Consider the following 25214-nt stretch of genomic DNA (forward strand, 5'->3'; position numbering starts at 1 on the left):
CGGGGGAGATGACTCATGTCGGGCGACGACCGGCTGCGTGACTACCTGCGTAGGGCCACCGCGGATCTCCAGGAGACCCGGCGGCAACTGCGCGATGTGACGGAGCGGGCCCGGGAGCCGATCGCGATCGTCGGCATGGCCTGCCGGTACCCGGGCGGGGTGGGCACCCCGGAGGAGTTGTGGACCCTGGTGGCCGGGGGGCGGGAGGGCATCTCCGGCTTCCCCACCGACCGGGGCTGGGATCTGGAGGAGCTCTACGATCCGGAGCTCACCCGCCCGGGAACCAGCTACGTGAACCGTGGCGGGTTCCTGGGGAGCTCCGGCGAGTTCGACGCGGACTTCTTCGGCATGAGCCCGCGCGAGGCCACCGCCACCGACCCGCAACAACGGCTCATCCTGGAAACCTCCTGGGAGGCCCTGGAGCACGCCGGCGTCGACCCGACCGGGCTGCGGCGCAGCCGTACCGGGGTCTATGTCGGGGTGATGGCTCCGGACTACGCGATCGGCTACGGCCGGGACGTGCCCGAGGCCGAGGGAATGCTCAGCACCGGCTCGCACGGCAGCGTGGTGTCCGGGCGGGTGGCGTACGCGTTCGGCCTGGAAGGGCCGGCGGTGTCGGTGGACACGGCGTGTTCGTCGTCGCTGGTCGCCTTGCACCTGGCGGCGCAGGCGCTGCGTACCGGGGAGTGTGACCTCGCACTCGTCGGTGGCGTGACGGTGATGTCCACGCCGGAGACGTTCACCGAATTCGCCCGGCAGCGGGGTCTGGCCCCGGACGCCCGGGTGAAGGCGTTCGCCGACGGCGCGGACGGCACCGCCTGGGGCGAGGGCGTCGGGATGCTGGTGGTGGAGCGGCTGTCGGACGCCCGCCGCCGTGGGCACCGGGTGCTGGCGGTGGTACGCGGATCGGCGGTCAACCAGGACGGCGCCTCCAACGGGCTGACCGCGCCCAACGGCCCCTCCCAGGAGCGGGTGATCTCGCAGGCGCTGGCGGCCGCCGGACTGGTGGCCGCGGACGTGGACGTGGTCGAAGCACACGGTACAGGTACCGCGCTGGGCGACCCGATCGAGGCGCAGGCGCTGCTGGCCACCTATGGCCGGGGGCGGCGGACGCCGTTGTGGCTGGGCTCGGTGAAGTCGAACCTGGGTCACACCCAGGCGGCGGCCGGGGTGGCCGGTGTGATCAAGATGGTCCAGGCGATGCGGCACGGGCTGCTGCCCAAGACACTGCACGTGGACGCCCCGTCCACCAAGGTGAACTGGTCCGGCGGCGCGGTGGAACTGCTGACCGAGGCCCGGCGGTGGCCGCAGACCGAGGGCCGGCCGCGCCGCGCCGGGGTGTCGTCGTTCGGCTTCAGCGGCACCAACGCCCACGTGATCTTGGAAGAGCCGCCCGTCGATGAGCCTTCGGCTGAGGAAGGGCCGGCTGAAACGGAAGGCACAGCCGCGCCGGTGCCTGTGGTGGTGTCGGCCAAGAATGAAGCGGCGTTGCGGGCGCAGGCCGCCCGTCTGGCCGGGTTCATGACCGAGCACACCGAGACCGATGTGCTGGATGTGGCCGTCCAGTTGACCCGAAGGGCCGGCCTGGAACATCGAGCGGTGTTGCCGGTCGCGGCGGCGGACCGGGAGGGTCTGCTGGCCGAACTGCGGGCCCTTGCGGCTGGTGAGTCGGAGTCGGTGGTGGGTCGGGTGCGGCCGGGCCGGGTGGCGGTGTTGTTCTCCGGTCAGGGCGCGCAGCGGCCTGGGATGGGGCGCGAGCTGTGTGCGGCGTTCCCGGTGTTCGCCCAAGCCTTCGATGAGGCGTGCGCGCTGCTGGAGGCTGAGCTCGCCGATGTTTCCGGGCTGGCTGGTGGGTTGAGTCTGCGGGAGATCATCCTCGGTGATGCTGGTGGGGCGCTGGATCAGACGGTGTTCACGCAGGCCGGGTTGTTCGCGGTGGAGACGGCGCTGTTCCGGTTGCTGGAGTCGTTCGGGGTTCGGCCCGATTATGTGGCGGGGCATTCGATCGGTGAGATCGCCGCGGCGCATGTGGCCGGGGTGCTGGAGTTGGGCGATGCGTGCCGGTTGGTGGCTGCGCGTGGCCGGTTGATGCAGGCGCTGCCGGCTGGTGGTGCGATGGCGGCGATTGGCTGTGGCGAGGATGTCCTTGCTCCGGTGCTGGCTGGGTTCGACCAGGTGGCGGTGGCGGCGGTGAACGCGCCCGGCGCGGTGGTTGCTTCCGGCGCGTCCGATCAGGTTTCCGAGGTCGTGGAGTGGGCGCGGAAGGAGGGTCACCGGACCCGGCCGTTGCGGGTGTCGCATGCCTTCCACTCCCCGCTGATGGAACCGATGCTGGACGAGTTCGCCGCGGTGGCGGCCTCGCTTGCGTTCCACCCGCCGACCCTGGCGCTGGTGTCGGGAGTGAGCGGGCAACTGGCCGGGCAGCAGATCACCGAGCCCGGCTACTGGGTGGAGCACGTACGGCGGCCGGTGCGGTTCGCCGACACCGTCACCACCCTGCGCGGGCTCGGGGTCGGCCGTTTCCTGGAGGTCGGACCCGACGCCCAGCTGACCCCCATGATCGAGCAAACCCTCGCCCACCACGACTACGCCGACGACGGCCGCGGAGACGCGGAGCCCGCCTCGGTGGTGGCATTGCTGCGCCGCGACCGGGACGAGACCACCCAACTGGTCACCGGACTGGGCCAAGCCTGGACCAGCGGCACCAGCGTGAACTGGACCGCCTGGATCGCCGAGGCCGGACCGGCCCCCACCGGCCATCTGGACCTGCCCACCTACGCCTTCCAGCGGCGGCATTACTGGCTGCTTCCCCCGGGCCGCCCGCAATCGGGTGGAGCCGCCGTCACCGACCGTCCGTCCGTGTTTGAAGTGGCATGGCAGCAGTTGGGGCCGGTGTCGGCCTCCCTCAGTGCGGTGGACACCGTCTCCCCGCTCGTCATCGATCCCACGGACGGCGCTCAGGACGCTGGTGACGTGCTCGATCGAGTACGGAGCGCGCTGCGTACGGTCCTGGCCGACTTGCACGGCTGGTTTACCGAGGCGGACCCGCGGCCGGTGGTCGTGGTGACCCGGGGCGCGGTGGCCGTGGCCGACGGCGAGGCCCCGGATCCGGTGCAGGCGGCGGTATGGGGCCTGGTACGGGCCGCCCAGTCGGAAGAGCCCGGTCGGATCACACTGGTCGATCTGGACCCGCAGACCGCTCTCGGTGAGGAGGGCGCATCGGCGAGTGCCGTATCGGCCACCGATGATCGTGGTGAGGACGGCCTTGCGGATGAGGTACGTGCCGCGCTGGCTTCCGGTGAGCCGGAGGTGGCGCTGCGTGGCGGCGGGTTGTGGGTGCCGCGGCTGTCGCACGTGGAATCTGTCGGCCCGGACGGTGGAGCCTCGTCATCTACCGGCCAGCTCGTGGCGGGCTGGCCGGTCGATGGGACCACGTTGATCACCGGTGGTACCGGTGGGCTGGGTGCGTTGACGGCCCGGCATCTGGTGGCCGTGCATGGGGTGCGGCATCTGCTGCTGGTCTCCCGCCGGGGTCTGGACGCCCCGGGCGCCATCGAACTGCGTGATGAGTTGGCCGGGCAGGGTGCCGAGGTCACCGTGGTGGCGTGTGATGTGGCTGATCGGGACGCGCTGGCGGTGTTGCTGGCGGAGATCGATGAGGCGTGGCCGTTGCGGGCGGTGGTGCACGCGGCGGGTGTGGTGGACGACGGGGTGATCACGTCGTTGTCGGCTGCGCAGGTGGAGACGGTGTTGCGGCCGAAGGTGGACGCGGCCTGGCATCTGGATGAGCTGACCCGTGATGGGGAGCTGGCCCGGTTCGTGGTGTTCTCCTCGCTGGCCGGCGTGGTGGATGGGGCCGGGCAGGGCAATTACGCGGCGGCGAACGCGTTCGTGGATGCGTTGGCGGTGGCGCGGGCCGCGGCCGGTCTGCCGGCGGTGTCGCTGGCGTGGGGACCCTGGTCGGAAGAGCGCGGCATGGCGGGGCGGATCGGTGCGCGTGATGAGGCGCGGATGCGGGCGGCCGGTGTGCTGTCGCTGACCGGGGATCAGGGTCTGGCTTTGCTGGATGCCGGTGTGGGTGCGGGCCGGCCGCATCTGGTGCCGGCCCGGTTCGATCCGGGCGCGCTGGGACGGCGTGGGGCTGATCTGCCGGCGCTGCTGCGGGCGCTGGCCGGTCCCCTCGCGCGGCGCAGCGCTGACTCCTCGGGTACGGCTGAACCGGCCGACCCCGCCGGGGGGTCGGGGCTGGTGGCGGCGCTGGCGCAACTGTCGGCACCGCAGCGGCAACGGCACCTGCTGGACGTGGTGTGCGGTCAGGCGGCCGCCACGCTGGGCCACGACAGCGCGCAGGCGATCGAGGCGGATCGGCCGTTCCAGGACTTCGGGTTCGACTCACTGACCGCGGTGGAGTTGCGGAACCGGCTGCAGACGGTGACCGGGCTGCGGCTGAGCCCGACGCTGGTGTTCGATCACCCGAGTCCCCGCGCTTTGGCGGCTCATCTGGATACCGCCCTGTCCGGAACGGTGGTCCGCCGTCCGGTGCAGGCTGTTGCGTCGGGCGACTCTGCGGGTGAGGGTGATCTGATCGCCGTGGTCGGGATGGCCTGCCGGTTCCCTGGTCAGGTCACCAGTCCCGAAGAGCTCTGGCAGTTGTTGATCGACGATCGTGACGGTATCACCGACTTTCCCACCGACCGAGGCTGGAACCTGGGATCGCTGTTCCATCCGGATCCCGACCACGCGGGAACGTCGTACGTCCGTACCGGCGGATTCCTGTCCGGTGCCGCCGACTTCGACCCGGAGTTCTTCGCGCTCAGCCCTCGCGAAGCGTTGGCGATGGACCCCCAGCAGCGGCTCATCCTGGAAACCTCCTGGGAGGCCCTTGAGCACGCCGGCATCGAACCGTCCAAGCTGCGCGGCACCCCGACCGGGGTGTTCACCGGAGTAATGGCCAACGACTACGGCTCCGGCGCGCTCGCCACACCGGAGGCCGAGGGCCTGGTGGCCACCGGAACTCAGGGCAGTGTGGTGTCCGGGCGGGTGTCGTACGCGTTCGGCCTGGAAGGGCCGGCCGTGTCGGTGGACACGGCATGTTCGTCGTCGCTGGTGGCACTGCACCTGGCGGCACAGGCGCTGCGCACCGGAGAGTGCGACCTCGCGCTGGCCGGTGGCGTGACGGTGATGGCCACCCCGGATGCGTTCGTGGAGTTCTCAAGGCAGCGCGGCCTGGCCGCCGACGGCCGAAGCAAAGCGTTCGCCGAGGCGGCCGATGGGGTCGGCTGGGGCGAGGGTGTCGGCGTGCTGGTGGTGGAACGACTGTCGGACGCCCGCCGCCGTGGGCACCGGGTCCTGGCGGTGCTGCGCGGATCGGCGGTCAACCAGGACGGCGCGTCGAATGGCCTGACCGCACCCAACGGCCCCTCCCAAGAGCGAGTGATCGCCCAGGCGCTGGCGGCTGCCGGGCTCACGCCCGGCGATGTGGACGCGGTCGAAGCGCACGGCACTGGCACCTCGCTGGGTGACCCGATCGAGGCGCAGGCGCTGCTGGCCGCCTATGGCCAGGACCGCCCATCGCCGTTGTGGCTGGGTTCAGTGAAGTCGAACCTGGGTCACACTCAAGCGGCCGCCGGGGTAGCCGGTGTGATCAAGATGATCCTTGCGATGCGGCACGAGACGCTGCCCAGGACGCTACACGTGGACGCGCCGTCGTCGAAGGTGGACTGGTCCTACGGTTCGGTGGAACTGCTGACCGAGGCCCGGGAGTGGCCCCAGGACGCGGACCGGCCGCGCCGGGCAGGGGTGTCGTCGTTCGGCATCTCCGGCACCAACGCCCATGTGATCTTGGAAGAACCGCCCCTTGAGGAGCCGTCGCCCGTCGCCGCCGGCACGGTTGAGCCGTCGGCGGAGGTCGTGGCCGGCGCGGTGCAGGAGCCCACCGAAGGGCAAGCTGCCATCCCCGCCGCAGCCTCGACCGAGACGGAAGACACCGCCGCGCTTCCGGTGGTGGTGTCGGCCAAGAGCGAGGCAGCGTTGCGGGCGCAGGCCGGACGGCTGGCCGGCTTCATGACCCGGCACGATGAGGCTGGTCTGGTGGAGGTGGCGGCCGGGCTGACGCGCCGGGCCGCTCTGGAGTACCGGGCGGTGCTGCCGGCAGCGGACCGGGAGGCTCTCCTGGCCGGGCTGCGGGCGCTGGCCGCCAGCGAACCGGAGGCCGGAGGGTTGACGGCCGGGGTGCTGGAGCCGTCGGTGGTGGGCCGCGTGCGGCCGGGCCGGGTGGCGGTGCTGTTCTCCGGTCAGGGCGCGCAGCGGTCTGGGATGGGTCGCGAGCTGTATGCGGCGTTCCCGGTGTTCGCCCGCGCTTTCGATGAGGCGTGCGCGCTCCTGGAGGCCGAACTCACCGACGCTTCCGAACTGGCTGGTGGGTTGAGCCTGCGGGAGATCATCCTGGGCGAGGCCAGCGAGGCCAGCGAGGCCAGCGAGTCTGCTGCTGTCGAGGCGCTGAATCAGACCGTGTTCACGCAAGCCGGGCTGTTCGCGGTCGAGACGGCGCTGTATCGGTTGCTGGAGTCGCTGGGCATTCAACCCGATTACGTCGCCGGGCATTCGATTGGCGAGATCGCTGCGGCGCATGTGGCCGGGGTGCTGGAGCTGGCCGATGCCTGCCGGTTGGTGGCTGCACGCGGCCGATTGATGCAGGCGCTGCCCGCTGGTGGTGCGATGGCCGCGATCGGCTGCGGCGAAGACGAGATCGCCCCGGTGCTGGCTGGGTTCGACCAGGTGGCGGTGGCGGCGGTGAACGCGCCCGGCGCGGTGGTCGTCTCCGGCGCGTCCGATCAGGTCGCCAAGGTCGTGGAGTGGGCTCAGCGGCAGGGGCACCGGACCCGGCAGTTGCGGGTGTCGCATGCCTTCCACTCCCCGTTGATGGAGCCGATGCTGGCCGAGTTCGAGCAGGTGGTTGCGGGGCTGACGCTGCGGCGTCCGGAGCTGCCGCTGGTGTCCAACGTCTCGGGTGAACTGGCCGGTGAGGAGATCACCAAGCCCGGCTACTGGGTTGAGCACGTGCGGCGGCCGGTCAGGTTCGCCGACTCCGTCACCACCCTGCGCGGACACGGAGTCGGTTGTTTCATCGAGGCGGGCCCTGACGCCCAGCTCACCCCCATGATCGAACAAACCCTCGCCCACCACTACACCGACGAAACCGGCGATGGGGACGGCGACCACACCAAGGTCCGCGGTGCCGATGGCGCAGAGCATGCTTCGGTGGTGGCGTTGCTGCGCCGCGACCGAGACGAGACCGCCCAGCTGGTGACCGGACTGGGCCTGGCCTGGACCAGCGGCACGAGCGTGGACTGGACTGCCTGGCCGACCTGGACCACCGGAGCCGACTCTGACGGGTCGGCCGGGTCGGTCGGTGCCCGCATCGGTGACCTGGATCTGCCCACCTACGCCTTCCAGCACCGCCGCTACTGGCTGCTGTCGGCACCGTCCGGCGATCCGGTTGCGCTTGGTCTGGATGCCGCCGATCACCCGATCCTGGGTGCGGTCGTGGAGCAGCCCGACGGCGGCGCCATCCTGACCGGCCGGTTGTCGGTCACCGCTCAGTCCTGGCTCGCGGACCACGCCATCAACGCCGTCCCGATCCTCCCCGGCACCGCCTTCGTCGAACTGGCTTTGCGCGCCGGCGACCAGGTCGGCTGCCCAGCCGTCGAAGAACTGACCCTGCAAGCCCCCCTGCCCATCCCCAGCAGCAGCAGCGACGGCGGCGTCGTCGTACAGGTCACCGTGACCGCACCCGACGAGGACGGCCGCCGCCAGATCGGCATCCACTCCAAGGACGACCACGGGCAGTGGACCCAGCACGCGAGCGGCACCCTCACACCCGCCGTCCCCGCCGCCGAGGCGGCGGCGGACCTGAGTCATGCCTGGCCTCCGCCGGGCGCTCAGCCGCTGGACACCACGGGCCTGTACGACCGCCTGGTCGACCAGGGTTATGGCTACGGCCCGGCCTTCCACGGCCTCACCCGCGCCTGGAAACACGGCGACGACCTCTACGCCGACATCACCCTCCCCGAACAAGCCGGACAGACCACCCGATACGGCCTCCACCCCGCCCTCTTCGACGCGACCACGCACGTGGTACTGCTGGCCGGGGAGGACGCCAGGGAGGGCGGCCCGCTGATCCCGTTCAACTGGAGTGGCGTCACCCTGCACGCCACCGGCGCCACCGCGCTGCGAGTACGGCTGCACCCGGAGCCGGACGGCGGATTCCGGCTGGATCTGGCCGACCCCACCGGCCAGCCGGTGGCCACGGTGGAGACGGTGGCATCCCGGCCGGTGGCCGAGACGGATCCGTCGGCACCGACCGCGGCGTCGGTGGCGCGCTGGCTCACCGAGGTGGCGTGGCGACCGCTGACCGGAGCCCCCACCGCCGACAACGAGCCGACCCTGCGTGACGGCACCGCCGTGGTGGACGCCACCGGCGGCGGCGACGATGCCGGTGACCTGCCGGACAGGGTACGGCGCCGCGTTGGCACGGTACTGGCGGAACTGCAGGACCGGCTGGCCGACGAGGATCCGCGACCCGTACTGGTGGCCACCCGTGGCGCGGTCGCCGTGACCGACGGAGAGACGCCGGACCCGGCGGGCGCGGCGGTCTGGGGATTGGTCCGCGCGGCCCAGCAGGAACACCCGGGCCGGATCACCCTGGTCGACCTGGAGCCGCTACGGACGGCAGCCACTGATGGAACTGCCGCACAACCGGCGCTGAGCATCCTGGAGAGCTCGGCGCTACCCGGCGACGAGCCAGAAGTGGCCATCCGCAGCGACCGGCCATGGGTACCCCGCCTGGAGCGCCCCCGCTTCGGCGAGGACCCCGTGACGGCCTGGCCCACCGATGGGACCACGCTGATCACCGGTGGTACCGGTGGGCTGGGTGCGCTGGTGGCCCGGCATCTGGTGGCTGAGCATGGGGTGCGGCATCTGCTGCTGGTTTCTCGCCGGGGCTTGGACGCTCCCGGCGTCGCCGAACTCCGCGACGAGCTGACCGCACAAGGCGCCGAGGTCGCCGTCGCCGCTTGTGATGTGGCTGATCGGGACGCGCTCGCCGTGCTGCTGGCGGAGGTCGATGGGGCGCGGCCGTTGCGGGCGGTGGTGCATGCGGCGGGTGTGGTGGATGACGGTGTGATCACGTCGTTGTCGGCTGAGCGGGTGGAGTCGGTGTTGCGTCCGAAGGTGGATGCGGCCTGGCATCTGGATGAGCTGACGCGTAAGCATGATGTGGCGCGGTTCGTGGTGTTCTCTTCGCTGGCCGGCACGTTGGGTGCGGCGGGTCAGGGGAATTACGCGGCGGCCAATGCCGCGGTGGATGCGCTGGCTGTGGGCCGGGTCGGTGCCGGGTTGCCGGCGATCTCGGTGGCGTGGGGTGTGTGGGACGCCGAGGAAGGAATGGCCGGTCGGTTGTCCGATCGGGAACGCGAGCGGATGGTGCGGGAGGGTTTGATCCCGCTGTCGGCTGACGTTGGTCTGTCGGTGCTGGATCGGGTGGTGGCCGAGGGTCGGCAGGGTGTGGTGGTGGCGGCCGGTTGGTCGGTGGGTGCGTTGCGTGCCCAGTCGCCGGAGCGGGTGCCCGCGCTACTGCGTGATCTGGTCGGTACGCGCCGCAGGGCCGTGTCCGACGGCCCGGCGGGCAGCACCTCCTTCGCCGACCGCCTGGCCGACATGTCCACCGCAGACCGCCAGGCAACGGTGACGGAACTGGTACGGGCGCAGGCGGCCGCAGTGCTGGGATACGGCACGGCCGAGTCGGTCCCGGTGGACCGGGCCTTCCAAGAACTGGGCGTCGACTCGCTGATGGCAGTGGACCTGCGGAACCGGCTGGGCCGGGCGGCCGGGCTCACCCTGCCGGCGACGCTGGTCTTCGACCACCCGTCGGTGAACGCGCTGACAGACTTCGTGCTTCGCCGACTGCTTGGCGGGAAGGCCGACCAGCGGAAGACGCGGCGTCCGGCGGCGGTCACCGACGATCCCATCGCGATCGTGGGGATGGCCTGCCGTTATCCGGGTGGGGTGGATGACCCGGAGCAGCTGTGGCGGTTGTTGATGGACGGCGTGGATACGGTGGGCGGCTTCCCGGCCGATCGCGGCTGGGACGCCGGTCTCTACGACCCGGAACCCGGCAAGCCGGGCCGCACCTATGCGCGTGAGGGCGGATTCCTGTACGGCGCCGCCGACTTCGACCCGGCCTTCTTCGGGATCAGCCCGCGTGAGGCGGCGGAGATGGACCCGCAGGAACGTCAGTTCCTGGAGGTGTGCTGGTCGGGCCTGGAGCGGGCCGGAATCGACCCGACATCCCTGCGACAGACCAACGCCGGAGTATTCGCCGGAGTGATGTACCACGACTACGCCCCCTCGGGTACGGGCGGAGCGACGATCTCCGGCCGCGTGGCGTACTCCTTGGGCCTGGAAGGGCCGGCGGTATCGGTGGACACGGCGTGTTCATCGTCGCTGGTGGCACTGCATCTGGCAGCGCAGGCCTTGCGTTCCGGAGAGTGCGACCTGGCGCTGGCCGGTGGCGTGACGGTGATGGCCACCCCGGATGCGTTCGTGGAGTTCTCACGCCAGCGAGGGCTGGCCGCCGACGGGCGCTGCAAGTCGTTCGCCGAGGCGGCCGATGGCGTCGGCTGGGGCGAGGGTGTCGGCGTGCTGGTGGTCGAGCGGCTGTCGGAGGCCCGGCGTCGCGGACACCGGGTGCTGGCGGTGCTGCGCGGATCGGCGGTAAACCAAGATGGGGCCTCCAACGGGTTGACCGCTCCCAATGGTCCTTCGCAGGAGCGGGTGATCGAGGCGGCGCTGGCTTCGGCAGGACTCGGCCCCGCGCAGGTGGACGTGGTCGAGGGCCACGGCACCGGCACCGCGCTGGGTGACCCGATCGAGGCACAGGCGCTCCTGGCCACCTACGGCCAGGACCGGCAGGCACCTTTGTGGCTGGGTTCGGTGAAGTCGAACCTGGGTCACACCCAGGCGGCCGCCGGAGTGGCAGGCATCATCAAGATGATCCTCGCCATGCGGCACGAGACGCTGCCCAGGACGCTGCACGTGGACGCGCCATCCACCAAGGTGGACTGGTCCTACGGGGCAGTGGAACTGCTGACCGAACACCAGCCCTGGCCCCAGGACGCGGACCGGCCACGTCGGGCAGCAGTGTCGTCGTTCGGCATCTCCGGCACCAACGCCCATGTGATTCTGGAAGAACCCCCGGTCGAGGAAGAACCGCTCAGCGGGAAGCCGTTGGGCGAGCAGGACAGCGGCACGACCGCAGGCGGCCACGCGCCGGTTCCGGTGGTGGTGGCGGCCAAGAGCGAGGCGGCGTTGCGGGCGCAGGCCGGACGGCTGGCCGAGTTCGTGAGCGCGTACGACGCGGCTGGTCCGGTTGAGGTGGCGGCCGGGCTGACGCGCCGGGCGGCCCTTGAGTACCGGGCGGTGCTGCCGGCGTCGGACCGGGAGGCTCTGCTGGCCGGGCTGCGAGCACTGGCCGCCAGCGAACCGGAGGCCGGAGGGTTGGCAGCCGGGGCGTTGGAGTCGGTGGTGGGTCGGGTGCGGCCGGGCCGGGTGGCGGTGTTGTTCTCCGGTCAGGGTGCTCAGCGGTCTGGGATGGGTCGGGAGCTGTGTGCGGCGTTCCCGGTGTTCGCCCGCGCTTTCGATGAGGCGTGCGCGCTGCTGGAGGCCGAACTCACCGACGTTTCCGAACTGGCTGGTGGGTTGAGCCTGCGGGAGATCATCCTCGGTGACACTGGTGGGGCGCTGGATCAGACGGTGTTCACGCAGGCCGGGTTGTTCGCGGTGGAGACGGCGCTGTTCCGGCTGCTGGAATCGTTCGGGGTCCGGCCCGACTATGTGGCCGGTCACTCGATCGGTGAGATCGCCGCGGCGCATGTGGCCGGAGTGCTGGAACTGGGCGACGCGTGCCGGTTGGTGGCTGCACGCGGCCGATTGATGCAGGCGCTGCCCGCTGGTGGTGCGATGGCCGCGATCGGCTGCGGCGAAGACGAGATCGCCCCGGTGCTGGCTGGGTTCGACCAGGTGGCGGTGGCGGCGGTGAACGCGCGCGGCGCGGTGGTCGTCTCCGGCGCGTCCGACCAGGTTTCCGAGGTCGTGGAGTGGGCTCAGCGGCAGGGGCACCGGACCCGGCAGTTGCGGGTGTCGCATGCCTTCCACTCCCCGTTGATGGAGCCGATGCTGGCCGAGTTCGAGCAGGTGGTTGCGGGGCTGACGCTGCGGCGTCCGGAACTGCCGCTGATATCCAACGTCTCGGGCGAACTGGCCGGTGAGGAGATCACCCAGCCCGGCTACTGGGTGGAGCATGTGCGGCGGCCGGTCAGGTTCGCCGACTCCGTCACCACCCTGCGCGGACACGGAGTCGGTTGTTTCATCGAGGCCGGTCCGGACGCCCAGCTCACCCCCATGATCGAACAGACCCTCAGCCACCACGACGACGTGGATGAGCACATCGACGCTCCCGATGCCGATGGCGAAGAACCCACGGTGGTGGCGTTGCTGCGCCGCGACCGGGACGAGACCATCCAACTGATCACCGGACTGGGTCAGGCCTGGACCAGCGGCACCAGCGTGAACTGGACCGCCTGGCCGGCCTGGACCACCGAAGCTGGTGCCCGCATCGGCCATCTGGATCTGCCCACCTATGCCTTCCAGCATCGCCGCTACTGGGTGCTGTCGGCTTCGGCTGGTGACCCGGCCGCGCTTGGTTTGAGTTCTGCCGATCACCCGATCTTGGGCGCGGTGGTGGAGCAGCCCGACGGCGGTGCCATCCTGACCGGCCGACTGTCGGTCACTGCTCAGTCCTGGCTCGCGGACCACGCCATCAACGCCGTCCCGATCCTCCCCGGTACCGCCTTCGTCGAACTCGCCCTACGCGCCGGCGACCAGGTCGGCTGCCCAGCCATCGACGAACTCACCCTGCAAGCCCCCCTACCCATCCCCGACACCGACGGCATAACCCTCCAAATTATCCTCAGCCCACCCGACGAAGAAGGACGGCACCAGATCGGCATCCACTCCAAGGACGACCACGGACAGTGGACGCGGCACGCGAGCGGCACTCTCACCCCGACCATCCCCCAGAACACCCCAGCGGACCTGGGCCACACCTGGCCCCCGCCGGACGCCCAGCCGCTGGACACCACCGGCCTCTATGACCGCCTGGTCGATCACGGCTACGGCTACGGCCCCGCCTTCCACGGCCTCACCCGAGCCTGGAAACACGACGACGACCTCTACGCCGAGATATCGCTGCCAACCGATGTCGCCGACCCGGCGGGCTACGGCGTACACCCCGCACTGCTCGATGCGGCGATGCACGTAGGCATACTGGCCGGACAGGACACCGGGGACGGTGGTGGCCCGCTGATCCCGTTCAACTGGAGTGGTGTCACCCTGCACGCCACCGGCGCCACCGCCCTGCGAGTACGGCTACGCAAGCAGGACGGCGACACGGTCACCCGACTGGACCTCACCGACCCGGCCGGCCGGCCAGTGGCGTCGGTGGAGGCGCTGACCTCGCGATCGCTGGCTCCTGGCCAGTTGAGCGGCGCGGCCCCGTCCCGGTGGTTGTACGAGGTGGCCTGGCGGTCGCTGGCCACGGTGGACGAGCGTGACGCGGAGGCTGCGCCCGGGGCGCTGGACGTCGCGGTGCTGGATGTCGCTTCTTCAATGAGAGCGGGATCTCCTGCCCGAGGCGGCGGAGGGCCGGTTCCGGCGCAGGTACGGCGGGCCGTCGGGGATGTGCTGGGCGAACTGCAGACCTGGCTGTCCGAGGCGGACACGCGCCCGGTTGCCGTGGTGACCCGAGGCGCGGTGGCCGTGGCCGACGGCGAGATCCCGGATCCGGCGCAGGCGGCGGTATGGGGCCTGGTACGAGCCGCTCAAGCGGAGGAACCCGGCCGGATCACCCTGATCGACCTCGACCCAGACGCCGCTTCGCCGGAAGGCGCGCTGGTCGCCCTCGATCCAGAAGAGGCATCGACGAGCACCGAGAACCGCCTTACCGATGGTGTGCGAGCCGCACTGGCCACCGGTGAGCCGGAGGTGGCGTTGCGCGACGGCCGGTTGTGGGCGTCCCGGATGACGCACATCACATCCCCCGACCCGGACGCTGAAGCCTCCCCATCACTCGGGACAGCCGACCAGGTGGACGCCGACGCCATGTGGCCGGTCGATGGGACCACGCTGATCACCGGTGGTACCGGTGGGCTGGGTGCGCTGGTGGCCCGGCACCTGGTGGCCGAGCATGGGGTGCGGCATCTGCTGCTGGTCTCTCGCCGGGGCTTGGACGCTCCCGGCGTCGCCGAACTCCGCGACGAGCTGACCGCACAAGGCGCCGAAGTCGCCATCGCCGCTTGTGACGTGGCGGATCGGGACGCGCTCACCGCCCTGCTGGCGGAGGTCGATGAGGCGCGGCCGTTGCGGGCGGTGGTGCACGCGGCGGGCGTGGTGGACGACGGTGTGATCACGTCGTTGTCTGCTGAGCGGGTGGAGTCGGTGTTGCGTCCGAAGGTGGATGCGGCCTGGCATCTGGATGAGCTGACGCGAAAGCATGATGTCGCGCGGTTCGTGGTGTTCTCCTCGCTGGCCGGCACGTTGGGTGCGGCGGGTCAGGGGAATTACGCGGCGGCCAATGCCGCAGTGGACGCGCTGGCTGTGGGCCGGGTCGGTGCCGGGTTGCCGGCGATCTCGGTGGCGTGGGGTGTGTGGGACGCCGAGGAAGGAATGGCCGGTCGGTTGTCCGATCGGGAACGCGAGCGGATGGTACGGGAGGGTTTGATCCCGCTGTCGGCCGATGTCGGTCTGTCGGTGCTGGACCAGGTGGTGGCCGACGGCCGGCAGGGTGTGGTGGTAGCGGCCGGCTGGTCGGTGGGTACGTTGCGTGCCCAATCGGCGGAGCGGGTGCCCGCGCTACTGCGTGATCTGGTCGGTACGCGCCGCAGGGCCGTGTCCGACGGCCCGGCGGGCAGCACCTCCTTCGCCGACCGCTTGGCCGACATGTCCACCGCAGAACGCCACGCAGCAGTCACAGAGTTGGTACGCGCACGAGCAGCGGCAGTGCTCGGCCACGACTCGCCCGACTCCGTCCCAGTGGACCAGGCCTTCCAAGAACTGGGCGTCGACTCGCTGGCGGCGGTGGAGCTGCGGAACGGGCTCGGTGCCGCGCTGGGACTCCGGCTGCCGACCACCTTGGTCTTCGACCAACCATCGGTCCGAGCGGTCGTCGACTACCTGATCAAGCGAATCACACCAAAGACCGACGGCGGGGATCACGGTGCCAACGGTCGGGACGAGGCGGCGATCCGCAAGGCGCTGCAGACCGTGCCGCTGGCGGCGCTACGCGCGGCCGGGCTGCTGGACGGGCTCCTGGAACTCGCCGGAGTGCGTCCCGAGGGCGCGAACGGAGCCGTGCTCCCGGACGAGACGGTGGACGTGGACGCGATCGACGATCTGGATGCCGAAGACCTGATCAGGATGGCGCTGGACAACGGGCAACCGTACGACGAGATCGAGGAGGGGTGAGGATGGCGGAGGGTGACGGGAAGCTCGTCGAGGCACTGCGCGCATCTGTTCGGGAGACGGCCAAGCTGCGCCAGCAGAACCGCGCGCTGACGGCCCGCGCTCGGGAGCCGATCGCGATTGTGGGGATGGCTTGCCGTTATCCGGGTGGGGTGGATGACCCGGAGCAGTTGTGGCGGTTGTTGATGGACGGCGTGGATGCCGTGGGCGGGTTCCCGGCCGATCGTGGCTGGGACGCCGGTCTCTACGATCCGGAACCCGGCAAGCCGGGCCGCACCTACGCGCGTGAGGGCGGTTTCCTGTACGGCGCCGCTGACTTCGATCCGGCCTTCTTCGGGATCAGCCCGCGTGAGGCGGCGGAGATGGACCCGCAGGAGCGTCAGTTCCTGGAGGTGTGCTGGTCGGGCTTGGAGGGAGCCGGGATCGACCCGACATCGCTGCGCGAGACCAATTCCGGGGTGTTCGCCGGGGTGATGTACCACGACTATGCCCCCTCGGGTACGGGTGGAGCGACGATCTCCGGCCGGGTGGCGTATTCCTTGGGCTTGGAAGGGCCGGCGGTGTCGGTGGACACGGCGTGTTCGTCGTCGCTGGTCGCGCTGCATCTGGCGGCGCAGGCGTTGCGGTCAGGGGAGTGTGACCTCGCTCTGGCGGGCGGGGTGACGGTGATGGCCGAGCCGGATGCCTTTGTGGAGTTCTCGCGCCAGCGAGGATTGGCCGCTGATGGGCGGTGCAAGTCGTTCGCCGAGGCGGCCGATGGGGTCGGCTGGGGCGAGGGTGTCGGCGTGCTGGTGGTGGAGCGGCTGTCGGAGGCCCGCCGCCGTGGGCACCGGGTGCTGGCGGTGCTGCGCGGCTCGGCGGTGAACCAGGACGGCGCGTCGAACGGGCTGACCGCGCCGAACGGCCCCTCCCAGGAGCGGGTGATCGCCCAGGCGCTGGCGGCTGCCGGGCTCACGCCCGGCGATATCGATGTTGTGGAAGCACACGGTACGGGCACCGCGCTGGGTGACCCGATTGAGGCGCAGGCGTTGCTGTCCGCCTATGGCCAGGACCGTCCATCGCCGTTGTGGCTGGGTTCGGTGAAGTCGAACCTGGGTCACACCCAGGCGGCGGCCGGGGTGGCCGGCATCATCAAGATGATCCTGGCGATGCGGCACGGGATGCTGCCCAGGACATTGCACGTGGACGCGCCGTCGTCGAAGGTGGACTGGTCCTACGGTTCGGTGGAACTGCTGACCGAACACCAGCCCTGGCCGCAGGACGCGGATCGGCTGCGGCGTGCGGGGGTGTCGTCGTTCGGCATCTCCGGCACCAATGCTCATGTGATTTTGGAAGAGCCGCCCGTCGATGAGTCTTCGGCCGGGGAAGGGCCGGCTGAATCGGAAGGCACGGCCGTGCCGGTGCCTGTGGTGGTGTCGGCCAAGAATGAGGCGGCGTTGCGGGCGCAGGCCGGTCGGCTGGCCGAGTTCGTGGCCGGGCATGATGCGGCTGGTCTGGTGGAGGTGGCGGCCGGGCTGACGCGCCGGGCTGCCCTGGAGTACCGGGCGGTGTTGCCGGTGGCGGACCGGGAGGGTCTGCTGGCCGAACTGCGGGCCCTTGCGGCTGGTGAGTCGGGGTCGGTGGTCGGTCGGGTGCGGCCGGGCCGGGTGGCGGTCTTGTTCTCCGGTCAGGGCGCTCAGCGGTTCGGGATGGGTCGGGAGCTGTGTGCGGCGTTCCCGGTGTTCGCCCAAGCCTTCGATGAGGCGTGCGCGCTCCTGGAGGCCGAACTCACCGACGTTTCCGAACTGGCTGGTGGGTTGAGCCTGCGGGAGATCATCCTCGGTGATGCTGGTGGGGCGCTGGATCAGACGGTGTTCACGCAGGCCGGGTTGTTCGCGGTGGAGACGGCGCTGTTCCGGTTGCTGGAATCGTTCGGGGTCCGGCCCGACTATGTGGCCGGTCACTCGATCGGTGAGATCGCCGCGGCGCATGTGGCCGGAGTGCTGGAACTGGGCGACGCGTGCCGGTTGGTGGCCGCACGCGGCCGGTTGATGCAAGCACTGTCCGCCGGTGGTGCGATGGCCGCGATCGGTTGCGGCGAAGACGAGATCGCCCCGGTGCTGGCTGGGTTCGACCAGGTGGCGGTGGCGGCGGTGAACGCGCCCGGCGCGGTGGTTGTTTCCGGCGCATCCGATCAGGTTTCCGAGGTCGTGGCGTGGGCTCGGCAGCAGGGTCACCGCACCCGGCAACTACGGGTGTCGCATGCCTTCCACTCGCCGCTCATGGAGCCGATGCTGGCCGAGTTCGAGCAGGTCGTAGCCGGGCTGACGCTGCGGCGTCCGGAACTGCCGCTGATATCCAACGTCTCGGGCGAACTGGCCGGTGAGGAGATCACCCAGCCCGGCTACTGGGTCGAGCACGTGCGGCGGCCGGTCAGGTTCGCCGACTCCGTCACCACCCTGCGCGGACACGGCGTCAGCTGCTTCATCGAAGCAGGACCGGACGCCCAGCTCGCCCCCATGATCGAACAAACCCTCGCCCGGCACGACGGCGAAGAATCCACAGTGGCGGCGTTGCTGCGCCGCGACCGGGACGAGACCGCCCAGCTGATCACCGGACTGGGCCAGGCTTGGACCAGCGGCACCGACGTGATCTGGGCCGCGTGGAGACCGGCCGGCCCCGGCCATCTGGATCTGCCTACCTATGCTTTCCAGCATCGCCGCTACTGGATGCGGCTCGCCTCGACCGGCGACCCGGCCTCTCTCGGCCAGGCCGCCGCCGACCACCCCATTCTGGGCGCGGTCGTGGAGCAGCCCGACGGCGGCGCCATCCTGACCGGCCGACTGTCGGTCACGGCTCAGTCCTGGCTGGCCGATCACGTCATCAACGCCGTCCCGATCCTGCCCGGCACAGCCTTCGTCGATCTGGCCCTGCGTGCCGGCGACCAGGTCGGCTGCCCAGCCATCGACGAACTCACCCTGCACGCCCCCCTACCCATCCCCGACAAAGACGGCATCACCCTCCAAATCATCCTCAGCCCACCCGACGAAGACGGCCGACACCAGATCGGCATCCACTCCAAAGACGACCACGGACAGTGGACCCGGCACGCCACCGGCACCCTTACCCCCACCCCTCAAAACACCCCAGCGGACCTGAGCCACGCCTGGCCCCCGCCGGACGCCCAGCCGCTGGACACCACCGGCATGTACGACCGCCTGGTCGACCACGGCTACGGCTACGGCCCGTCTTTCCACGGCCTCACCCGAGCCTGGAAACACGGGGACGACCTCTACGCCGAGGTATCGCTGCCAACCGACGCGGAGGGTTACGGCGTACACCCCGCACTGCTTGACGCGGCGATGCACGTGGGCATGCTGGCCGGACAGGAATCCGGTCAGGGGGCGAGCGAGGAAGGCCCGCTGATCCCGTTCAACTGGAACGGCGTCACCCTGCACGCCGCCGGCGCCACCGCCCTGCGAGTACGGCTGCGCCGCCTGGACGGCGACGCGGTCACCCGGCTGGACCTGGCCGATCCGACCGGTCGGCCGGTGGTGTCGGTGGAGATGCTCACCGCGCGATCGCTGGCTCCCGGCCAGTTGAGCGGCACGGCCCCGACCCAATGGTTGTACGAAATGGCCTGGCGGCCAGTGGACGAGCGTGCCGCCGAGATCACGGGAACCGCCGCCAGAGTGCTGGAGGTCGCTTCCTCGACACGGACCGGTGGCGGCGGATCGGTGGACGATGACGTCCCGGTTCCGGCGCAGGTGCGGCGCGTCGTCGGGGACGTGCTGGGCGAGTTGCAGACCTGGCTGGCCGAGGCGGACACGCGCCCGGTGACCGTGGTGACCCGAGGCGCGGTGGCCGTGACCGACGACGAGGTCCCGGATCCGGCCCAGGCAGCGGTATGGGGCCTGGTACGAGCCGCCCAGTCGGAGGAACCCGGCCGGATCACCCTGATCGACCTCGACCCCAGGCAGCAGAGCGCCCGGAATGCGGCGAACTCTGGCGGCACTGCGATCAAACCCGACGACGAAGCGGCCCTTCGCAGCGGAGAACCACAGGTCGCGTTGCGCGGCGACCAGCTCTGGGCACCCCGGCTGGAGCGGGCCCGCCTCGGCGAGCAGCCCGTGACGGCCTGGCCCACCGATGGGACCACACTGATCACCGGCGGCACCGGCGGACTGGGCGCCCTGATGGCCCGGCACCTGGTGACCGAACACGGCGTGCGGAATCTGCTCCTGGTCTCCCGCCGGGGCCCGGACGCCCCCGGCGCCGCCGAACTCCGCGACGAGCTGACCGAACAGGGCGCCGAGGTCACTATCGCCGCCTGTGACGTGGCCGACCGCGACGCCCTCACCGTACTGCTGGAGGACATTCCCGGCACCCACCCCCTGCGCGCAGTGGTGCACACGGCGGGAGCGAGCGCGAACGCGGTCCTCGCCGACCTCACGCCCGAGCTGGTGGACGAGGTGGCGGGCCCCAAGGCGGACGCCGCCTGGCACCTGCACGAACTCACCCAGAAGCAGGACCTGGCCGAGTTCGTGCTGTTCTCCTCGTCGGCATCGCTGGTGGACAACCCCGGCCAGGGGAACTACGCGGCCGCGAACGCCTTCCTCAACGCGCTGGCCGAGCACCGCCGGGCGGCGGGCCTGCCGGCGCGGACGCTGGCCTGGGGCCTGTGGGGCGGCGAGGCGGGCATGCAGAGCCAACTGCGCGACGACGACCTGGCCAGAATCCGCCGCTGGGGCATGCTGCCGCTGCCGGTGGACGCGGCGCTGTCGTTGTTCGACGCGGCGCGGCGGGCGGACGCCGCCGTGCTGGCGCCGATCCGGCTGGACCCGGCCGCCGTGCGGGCCCGCGCGGACGGCGTGCCCGCGCTGCTTCAAGACCTGGCACCGGCCGTACGACGTACGGCGGCGGCGGCGGGCAACGAGATCGAGCTGGAACCGCTGGGCGCACTGGACCCGGAGGAGCGCTTTGAGCGCCTGGTCGAGCTGGTCCGGAGGCGGGCGGCCCAGGTGCTCGGGCACGCGGACCCGGAGCCCGTCGAGCCGGACGCGGACCTGGTCGGGCTGGGCCTGGACTCGCTGGCCGCCATGGAGTTGCGCAACGCGCTCAACTCGGCCACCGGCGTCCGCCTGCCGGCCACCGCCGCCTTCGACTACCCGACGGTCAGCGCGCTGGCCCGGCTGCTGGCCGAGGAGATCGCTCCGGTCGCCGCAGTGCCGCCCGGTGAGGCCGCAACCGCCAACGACGGATCGGCCACGGCGCACGGCGACGGACCGGCCACACAGGACCTGCCGAGTGAGGCGGAGACGTTGAGCGGCCTGTTCCGCGCGGCGGCCGACGCCGGCAAGATCGAGGAGGGGATGACGCTGCTGCACGCCGCCGCCGCGGTCCGTCCCCGGTACGACGTGGGCGATGCCCCGGCCCGTACCCCGGTGGTGTTGTCCACCGGCCCGCGCCGGCCACGACTGTTCTGCCTGAACTCACCGATGGCCTTCGGCGGGCCGCACCAGTTCGCCCCGCTGGCCGCGCAATTCCGCGACGTGCGCGACCTGTCCGTGTTGCCGATATCGGGGTTCGTCCGGGAGGAGAGCCTGCCGGCTTCGCTGGACGCCCTCGTGCACGGGCTGGCCCGCATGGTGACCGGCGGGGATGAGGCCGCCGCGGAGCCGTACGCGCTGGTCGGGTACTCGGCGGGCGGGGTGTTCGCGCACGCGCTCGCCGGCGTGCTGGCGGAGGCCGGGCAGGGCCCGGCCGCGGTGATCCTCCTCGACACGCACGTTCCCGGGGTGGGGGAGAGCAGCGACGTGTGGTCGTCGATCGTCGGCGGCCTGCTTGAGCGGGAGGCCGTGTTCGGGCCGTTCACCGCCGCCCGGCTGTCCGCGATGGGCTGGTACGCGGCGATGCTCTCGCAGTGGCGGCTGACCGAACTGGCGGCGCCGACGCTGTTCATCCACGCCGACAACGCGGCGGCGACGCCCGGTGGGGCGGTCGCGGGCGTCGGCGAGGGCTGGCGTCCGGTCCTCACCCCCGGGATGACGGTGCGTGAGGTGGGCGCGGACCACTTCAACATCCTGGAGTCCGAGGCGGGGCAGACCGCCGCCGTGATCGAGGAGTGGCTGGCTCAGACGTCCGAATGAACGGCGCGCGCAGGCGTCCGGGTGAGTGTGACTGTGTGACTCACCCGGACGTGTGCCTCCAGAACCGGGTGAGCGCAACTCACCCGCCAGAACCGCAAACGTCCGGGTGAGCGTGGCGCTCACCCGGACGTGTGACTTCCGGACCCCTACCTGGACGACAGCGCGATGAGCGCGTCGGACACCTCCGCCACCTGGTCATCCAGGTAGAAGTGCCCGCCGGGAAAAACCCGCAGGTCGAAGTCGCCGGTGGTGTTCTCTTTCCAGGCCCGAGCCTCTTCGACCGTGGTCTTCGGGTCGTCGTCGCTGACGAACACGATCAGCGGGCAGCCGACCGCCGCGCCCGCCTCGCACTTGTACGTCTCCACCGTCCGATAGTCGGCACGCAACGCCGGCAGCACCATCTCGAACAGCTCCGGATCCTGCAGGAACGCCGGATCGGTGCCACTGAGCCGGCGAAGTTCGGCCGCCACACCGGCCGCGTCCTGCCGGTGCACCCACTCGTCGCGGTAGGTGGACGGGCCGCGCCGGCCGGAGGCGACCAGCGTGTGCGGCGGTGTGCCGCGCCGTTCCAGGAGCAGGGCCAGCTCGAAGGCGATCAGCGCACCCATGCTGTGCCCGAACAGCAGCGTGGGCCGCTCGTCGTCGGGAAGCGCGTCGGCGATGCCGGCGGCCAGCAGGCGCACGTCCGTCAGGGGCGGCTCATGCCGGCGCTCCTGCCGTCCCGGGTACTGCACCGCGTAGGCGTCCAGCCCCGGGTGCAGCGCGGCGGACAGCTTGAAGTAGGCGCTGGCCGCGCCGCCGGCGTGCGGCAGCAGGACTACTCGCGCAGGGGCGTCCGGTGCGGGGTGAAAGTGCTTGATCCAACGCTCGTCCACATCGTTCCTTCTGCCGTGTTTCGTTCGCCGCCCACCGGTGAACGCCGGCGGGCGGCGGCGGTCACCCGCGGCCGGACGCCGCGGGCACCAGGGTGATGACGCTTTCCGTGTTCCGCGCGACCGCGGCGGGGCTGTACAGCAGCGGCACCTGGGTGCCGGACTTCCAGGCGTCGGCGAGGTCCGCGTAGTGCGGGCTCGTCGGGTCCCCGGACTGACCGGGGGCGCTCACGAAGGTGGAGTTGTCCCAGGCCCCGACGTCCAGCACCATCCGGTACGCGGCTCCGGACGTCGACCGGTAGGCCCCACGGAAGTAGCTTGAGGCGTCCACCGTGGTCACGGTGCCGCCCCGGGGGAACGGACCCACCGTGTCGCCCAGGGGGTTGGAGAACAACGCGTGGTGCAGGTTCCCCCAGCGCCAGGCGGCCGGGTCCGCGCCGAGCCGGCCGCGGACCTCGGCGTAGGCCGCGCGCAGCGTCTGCTGCACGAGTTGGTCCCGCACCGCCGCGCCGTTCGGCCCGAACCACTGGTCCGGCCGCTCGAACGCGTCGATTATCTGCCGGAGGTCGGCGCGCGGCACCCGGGCGGCCACCGCCGGGTCGACGAACTTGGCCAGGAACGCTGGGCCGAGATGGTTGGAGATCCAGGGCTCGAACAGCGCCGCGCCTGCGGAGTCGGCGCTCGCCGTGCCGTCGTAGCCGAGCAGGTGCTTCAGCGCCGCCGCGGTGTCCGGGTCGTCACCGGCCGGAATGTCACGCAGCAACGCGACGACGCGCCGGGCGTACTCGTCGACCTGGTCCCGCTGGAGGTTCGCCATCTCGGACGTGGTGTGCCGGGTCGAGGCGGACAACACGTCCTCGATGCGCTCCTTGCGCGCCGCCGGCTCCCACTCGTAGCCGACGCGCAGCGGGTGCCCCGGTGGCATGTTGAACTCGTTCGCCGAGGCGATGAAGCCACTCTTGGGGTTGCTCACCTTGGGCAGCTCGGCCCCGTTGTGGAAGCCGTTCCATTCGTAGCGGCCGTCGCCGGGCACCGGCAGCAGTCCGTCGTGCCGGGGCCGCCGGGGGACCAGGGCGCCGGGCACCCAGCCGATGTCGCCCGTGGTGTCGGCGTAGATCAGGTTCTCCGGCGGGGAGGCCCAGCGGCGAATCTTGGCGGTGAACTCGGGGAAGCTACGCGCGGTCATGGCGTCCAGACCGGTGAGGTACGGCGCCGTGCCCGGCTCCGACCAGGCGGTACGCAGGCCGAACGCGATGTTCTTGGCCGCGTCCACCTTGAGCACCGGGCCATGCCGGGAGAAGGTCAGCTCCACCTCACGGGGCGTAGAGCCGGCCACCGGCACCTCCTCCCGCACCGTGGTGAAGCGCACCCAGCGGTCACGGTAGCGGTAGCGGCCCGGGTCGTCCGGGTGCAGGCGGTACACCTGAATGTCTTCCTGGTCCGCGGCGAAGACGGTGAGCCCGAAGGCGGCGCGGCCGTTGTGCCCCATGGAGATCCCGGGCAGCGCCGGCTCGCCGGCGCCGATCACGTCCAGGCCGGGCGCGGACAGGTGGGTGACGTAACGCAGCGCCGGCGCCGTGGTGGACCGGTGCGGATCGCCGGCGAGGATCGGGCGGCCGGTGGCGGTACGCGACGGCGCGAGCGCCCACGCGTTCGACCCTCCGGGCGACGGCAGCGGGGCCGACCGTACCGCGACGCCGTCGAAGGTGACCGGTGCGATGCCGAGCAGGTAGGTGCTGAGCACGTCCGCGGGCACGGCGCACGGGTCGAGCCCGTCCGGCACCTTGGGCTCGTGCGCGGGTTCCAGGCGGACGAGGGCACGGGCGGCGGTTTGCCCACCGGTGCACATCGCGCCCGCGCGCAACGCCTCCGGGTAGGCGTTCAGCGCCAGCCCGTGGCTGCGGATCCGTACCACGTCCTCGGGTTGCCAGCGGTCCGGCCGGTGGCCCAGCTTGCGAAACTCCGGCGGCAACGCCTCCGGGTGGGCGTTGACCCAGTCGACGTAGGCGTTGATGCCGCGCACGAACGCGGTCACGGAGCGGCGCGTGCCGGACCCGTAGGCGGCCCACTCCCGCTGGATGTCACCGCGGTACAGGAAGAGCCGGGCGGCCCGGTCCTGCTCGACGTAACGGGGTCCGAAGGCGGACGACAGCTGGCCGAGGCCGCGCCGCCGCCACAGGTCGAGCTGGAACAACCGGTCCCGCGCGGCGTTGTAGCCCTGCGCCAGGAACACGTCGTCGGTGTTGCGCGCGTACAGGTGCGGTACGCCCCAGCGGTCCACCACCAGCCGCACCGGCTCGCGCAGCCCGGGAACCTCGCGCGTGGAGGCGTCCTCCGTGTCCTGCGTCGCCGCCGCCGCTTCCGAGACGGCCGGTGTGAGTGACACCACCGTGGCCATGATCGCGGTGACGGCACGGCGTAAGGCGAGAATCCGCACCGCCGGGCTCCTCCCATAGATGTCAATGTGGAAAGATTCTCGTTGCCGGGGGAGACCGGGTCAGCCCCTACCCTCCCCTAATTCGGGTAGCTCACCGTTCCCATTCGCGGTCGGGCGCGGACGGTCCCCTAATCGCCGGTCACCGGGGCGTGGCGACCCGTACCGAAACCCCCTAATGCTCCCCCTCTCTCCGGTCGCCGA

General features: G+C 71.2%; 4 protein-coding genes. 2 read left to right on the forward strand and 2 right to left on the reverse strand.

Going from position 1 to position 25214, the window contains the following annotated elements; genetic code table 11:
• Window positions 1-15 precede the first annotated feature (15 nt).
• Together AB0I81_RS59950 and AB0I81_RS59955 are read left to right on the forward strand one after the other, a co-directional pair.
• Window positions 16-15579 (forward strand): type I polyketide synthase, encoded by a 15564-nt coding sequence (locus tag AB0I81_RS59950; protein WP_360678635.1) that lies wholly within the window; start codon window positions 16-18, stop codon window positions 15577-15579.
• Between the two features lie 2 nt (window positions 15580-15581).
• Window positions 15582-21704, forward strand: a complete 6123-nt coding sequence (locus AB0I81_RS59955; protein ID WP_360678637.1) for a type I polyketide synthase — start codon at window positions 15582-15584, stop codon at window positions 21702-21704.
• 146 nt (window positions 21705-21850) lie between these two features.
• Here AB0I81_RS59955 and AB0I81_RS59960 read toward each other — a convergent pair whose 3' ends face one another.
• Window positions 21851-22579: an alpha/beta fold hydrolase gene (locus tag AB0I81_RS59960; RefSeq protein WP_360678639.1), complete on the reverse strand. Its 729-nt coding sequence runs from the start codon at window positions 22577-22579 to the stop codon at window positions 21851-21853.
• Between the two features lie 61 nt (window positions 22580-22640).
• Window positions 22641-25013 carry a penicillin acylase family protein gene (locus AB0I81_RS59965; protein WP_360678641.1) on the reverse strand — a complete coding sequence of 791 codons (2373 nt, stop codon included), beginning with the start codon at window positions 25011-25013 and terminating at the stop codon, window positions 22641-22643.
• Between the last annotated feature and the right edge of the window lie 201 nt (window positions 25014-25214).

The sequence above is a fragment of the Nonomuraea sp. NPDC050404 genome (assembly GCF_040655495.1).
Taxonomy (GTDB): Bacteria; Actinomycetota; Actinomycetes; order Streptosporangiales; family Streptosporangiaceae; genus Nonomuraea.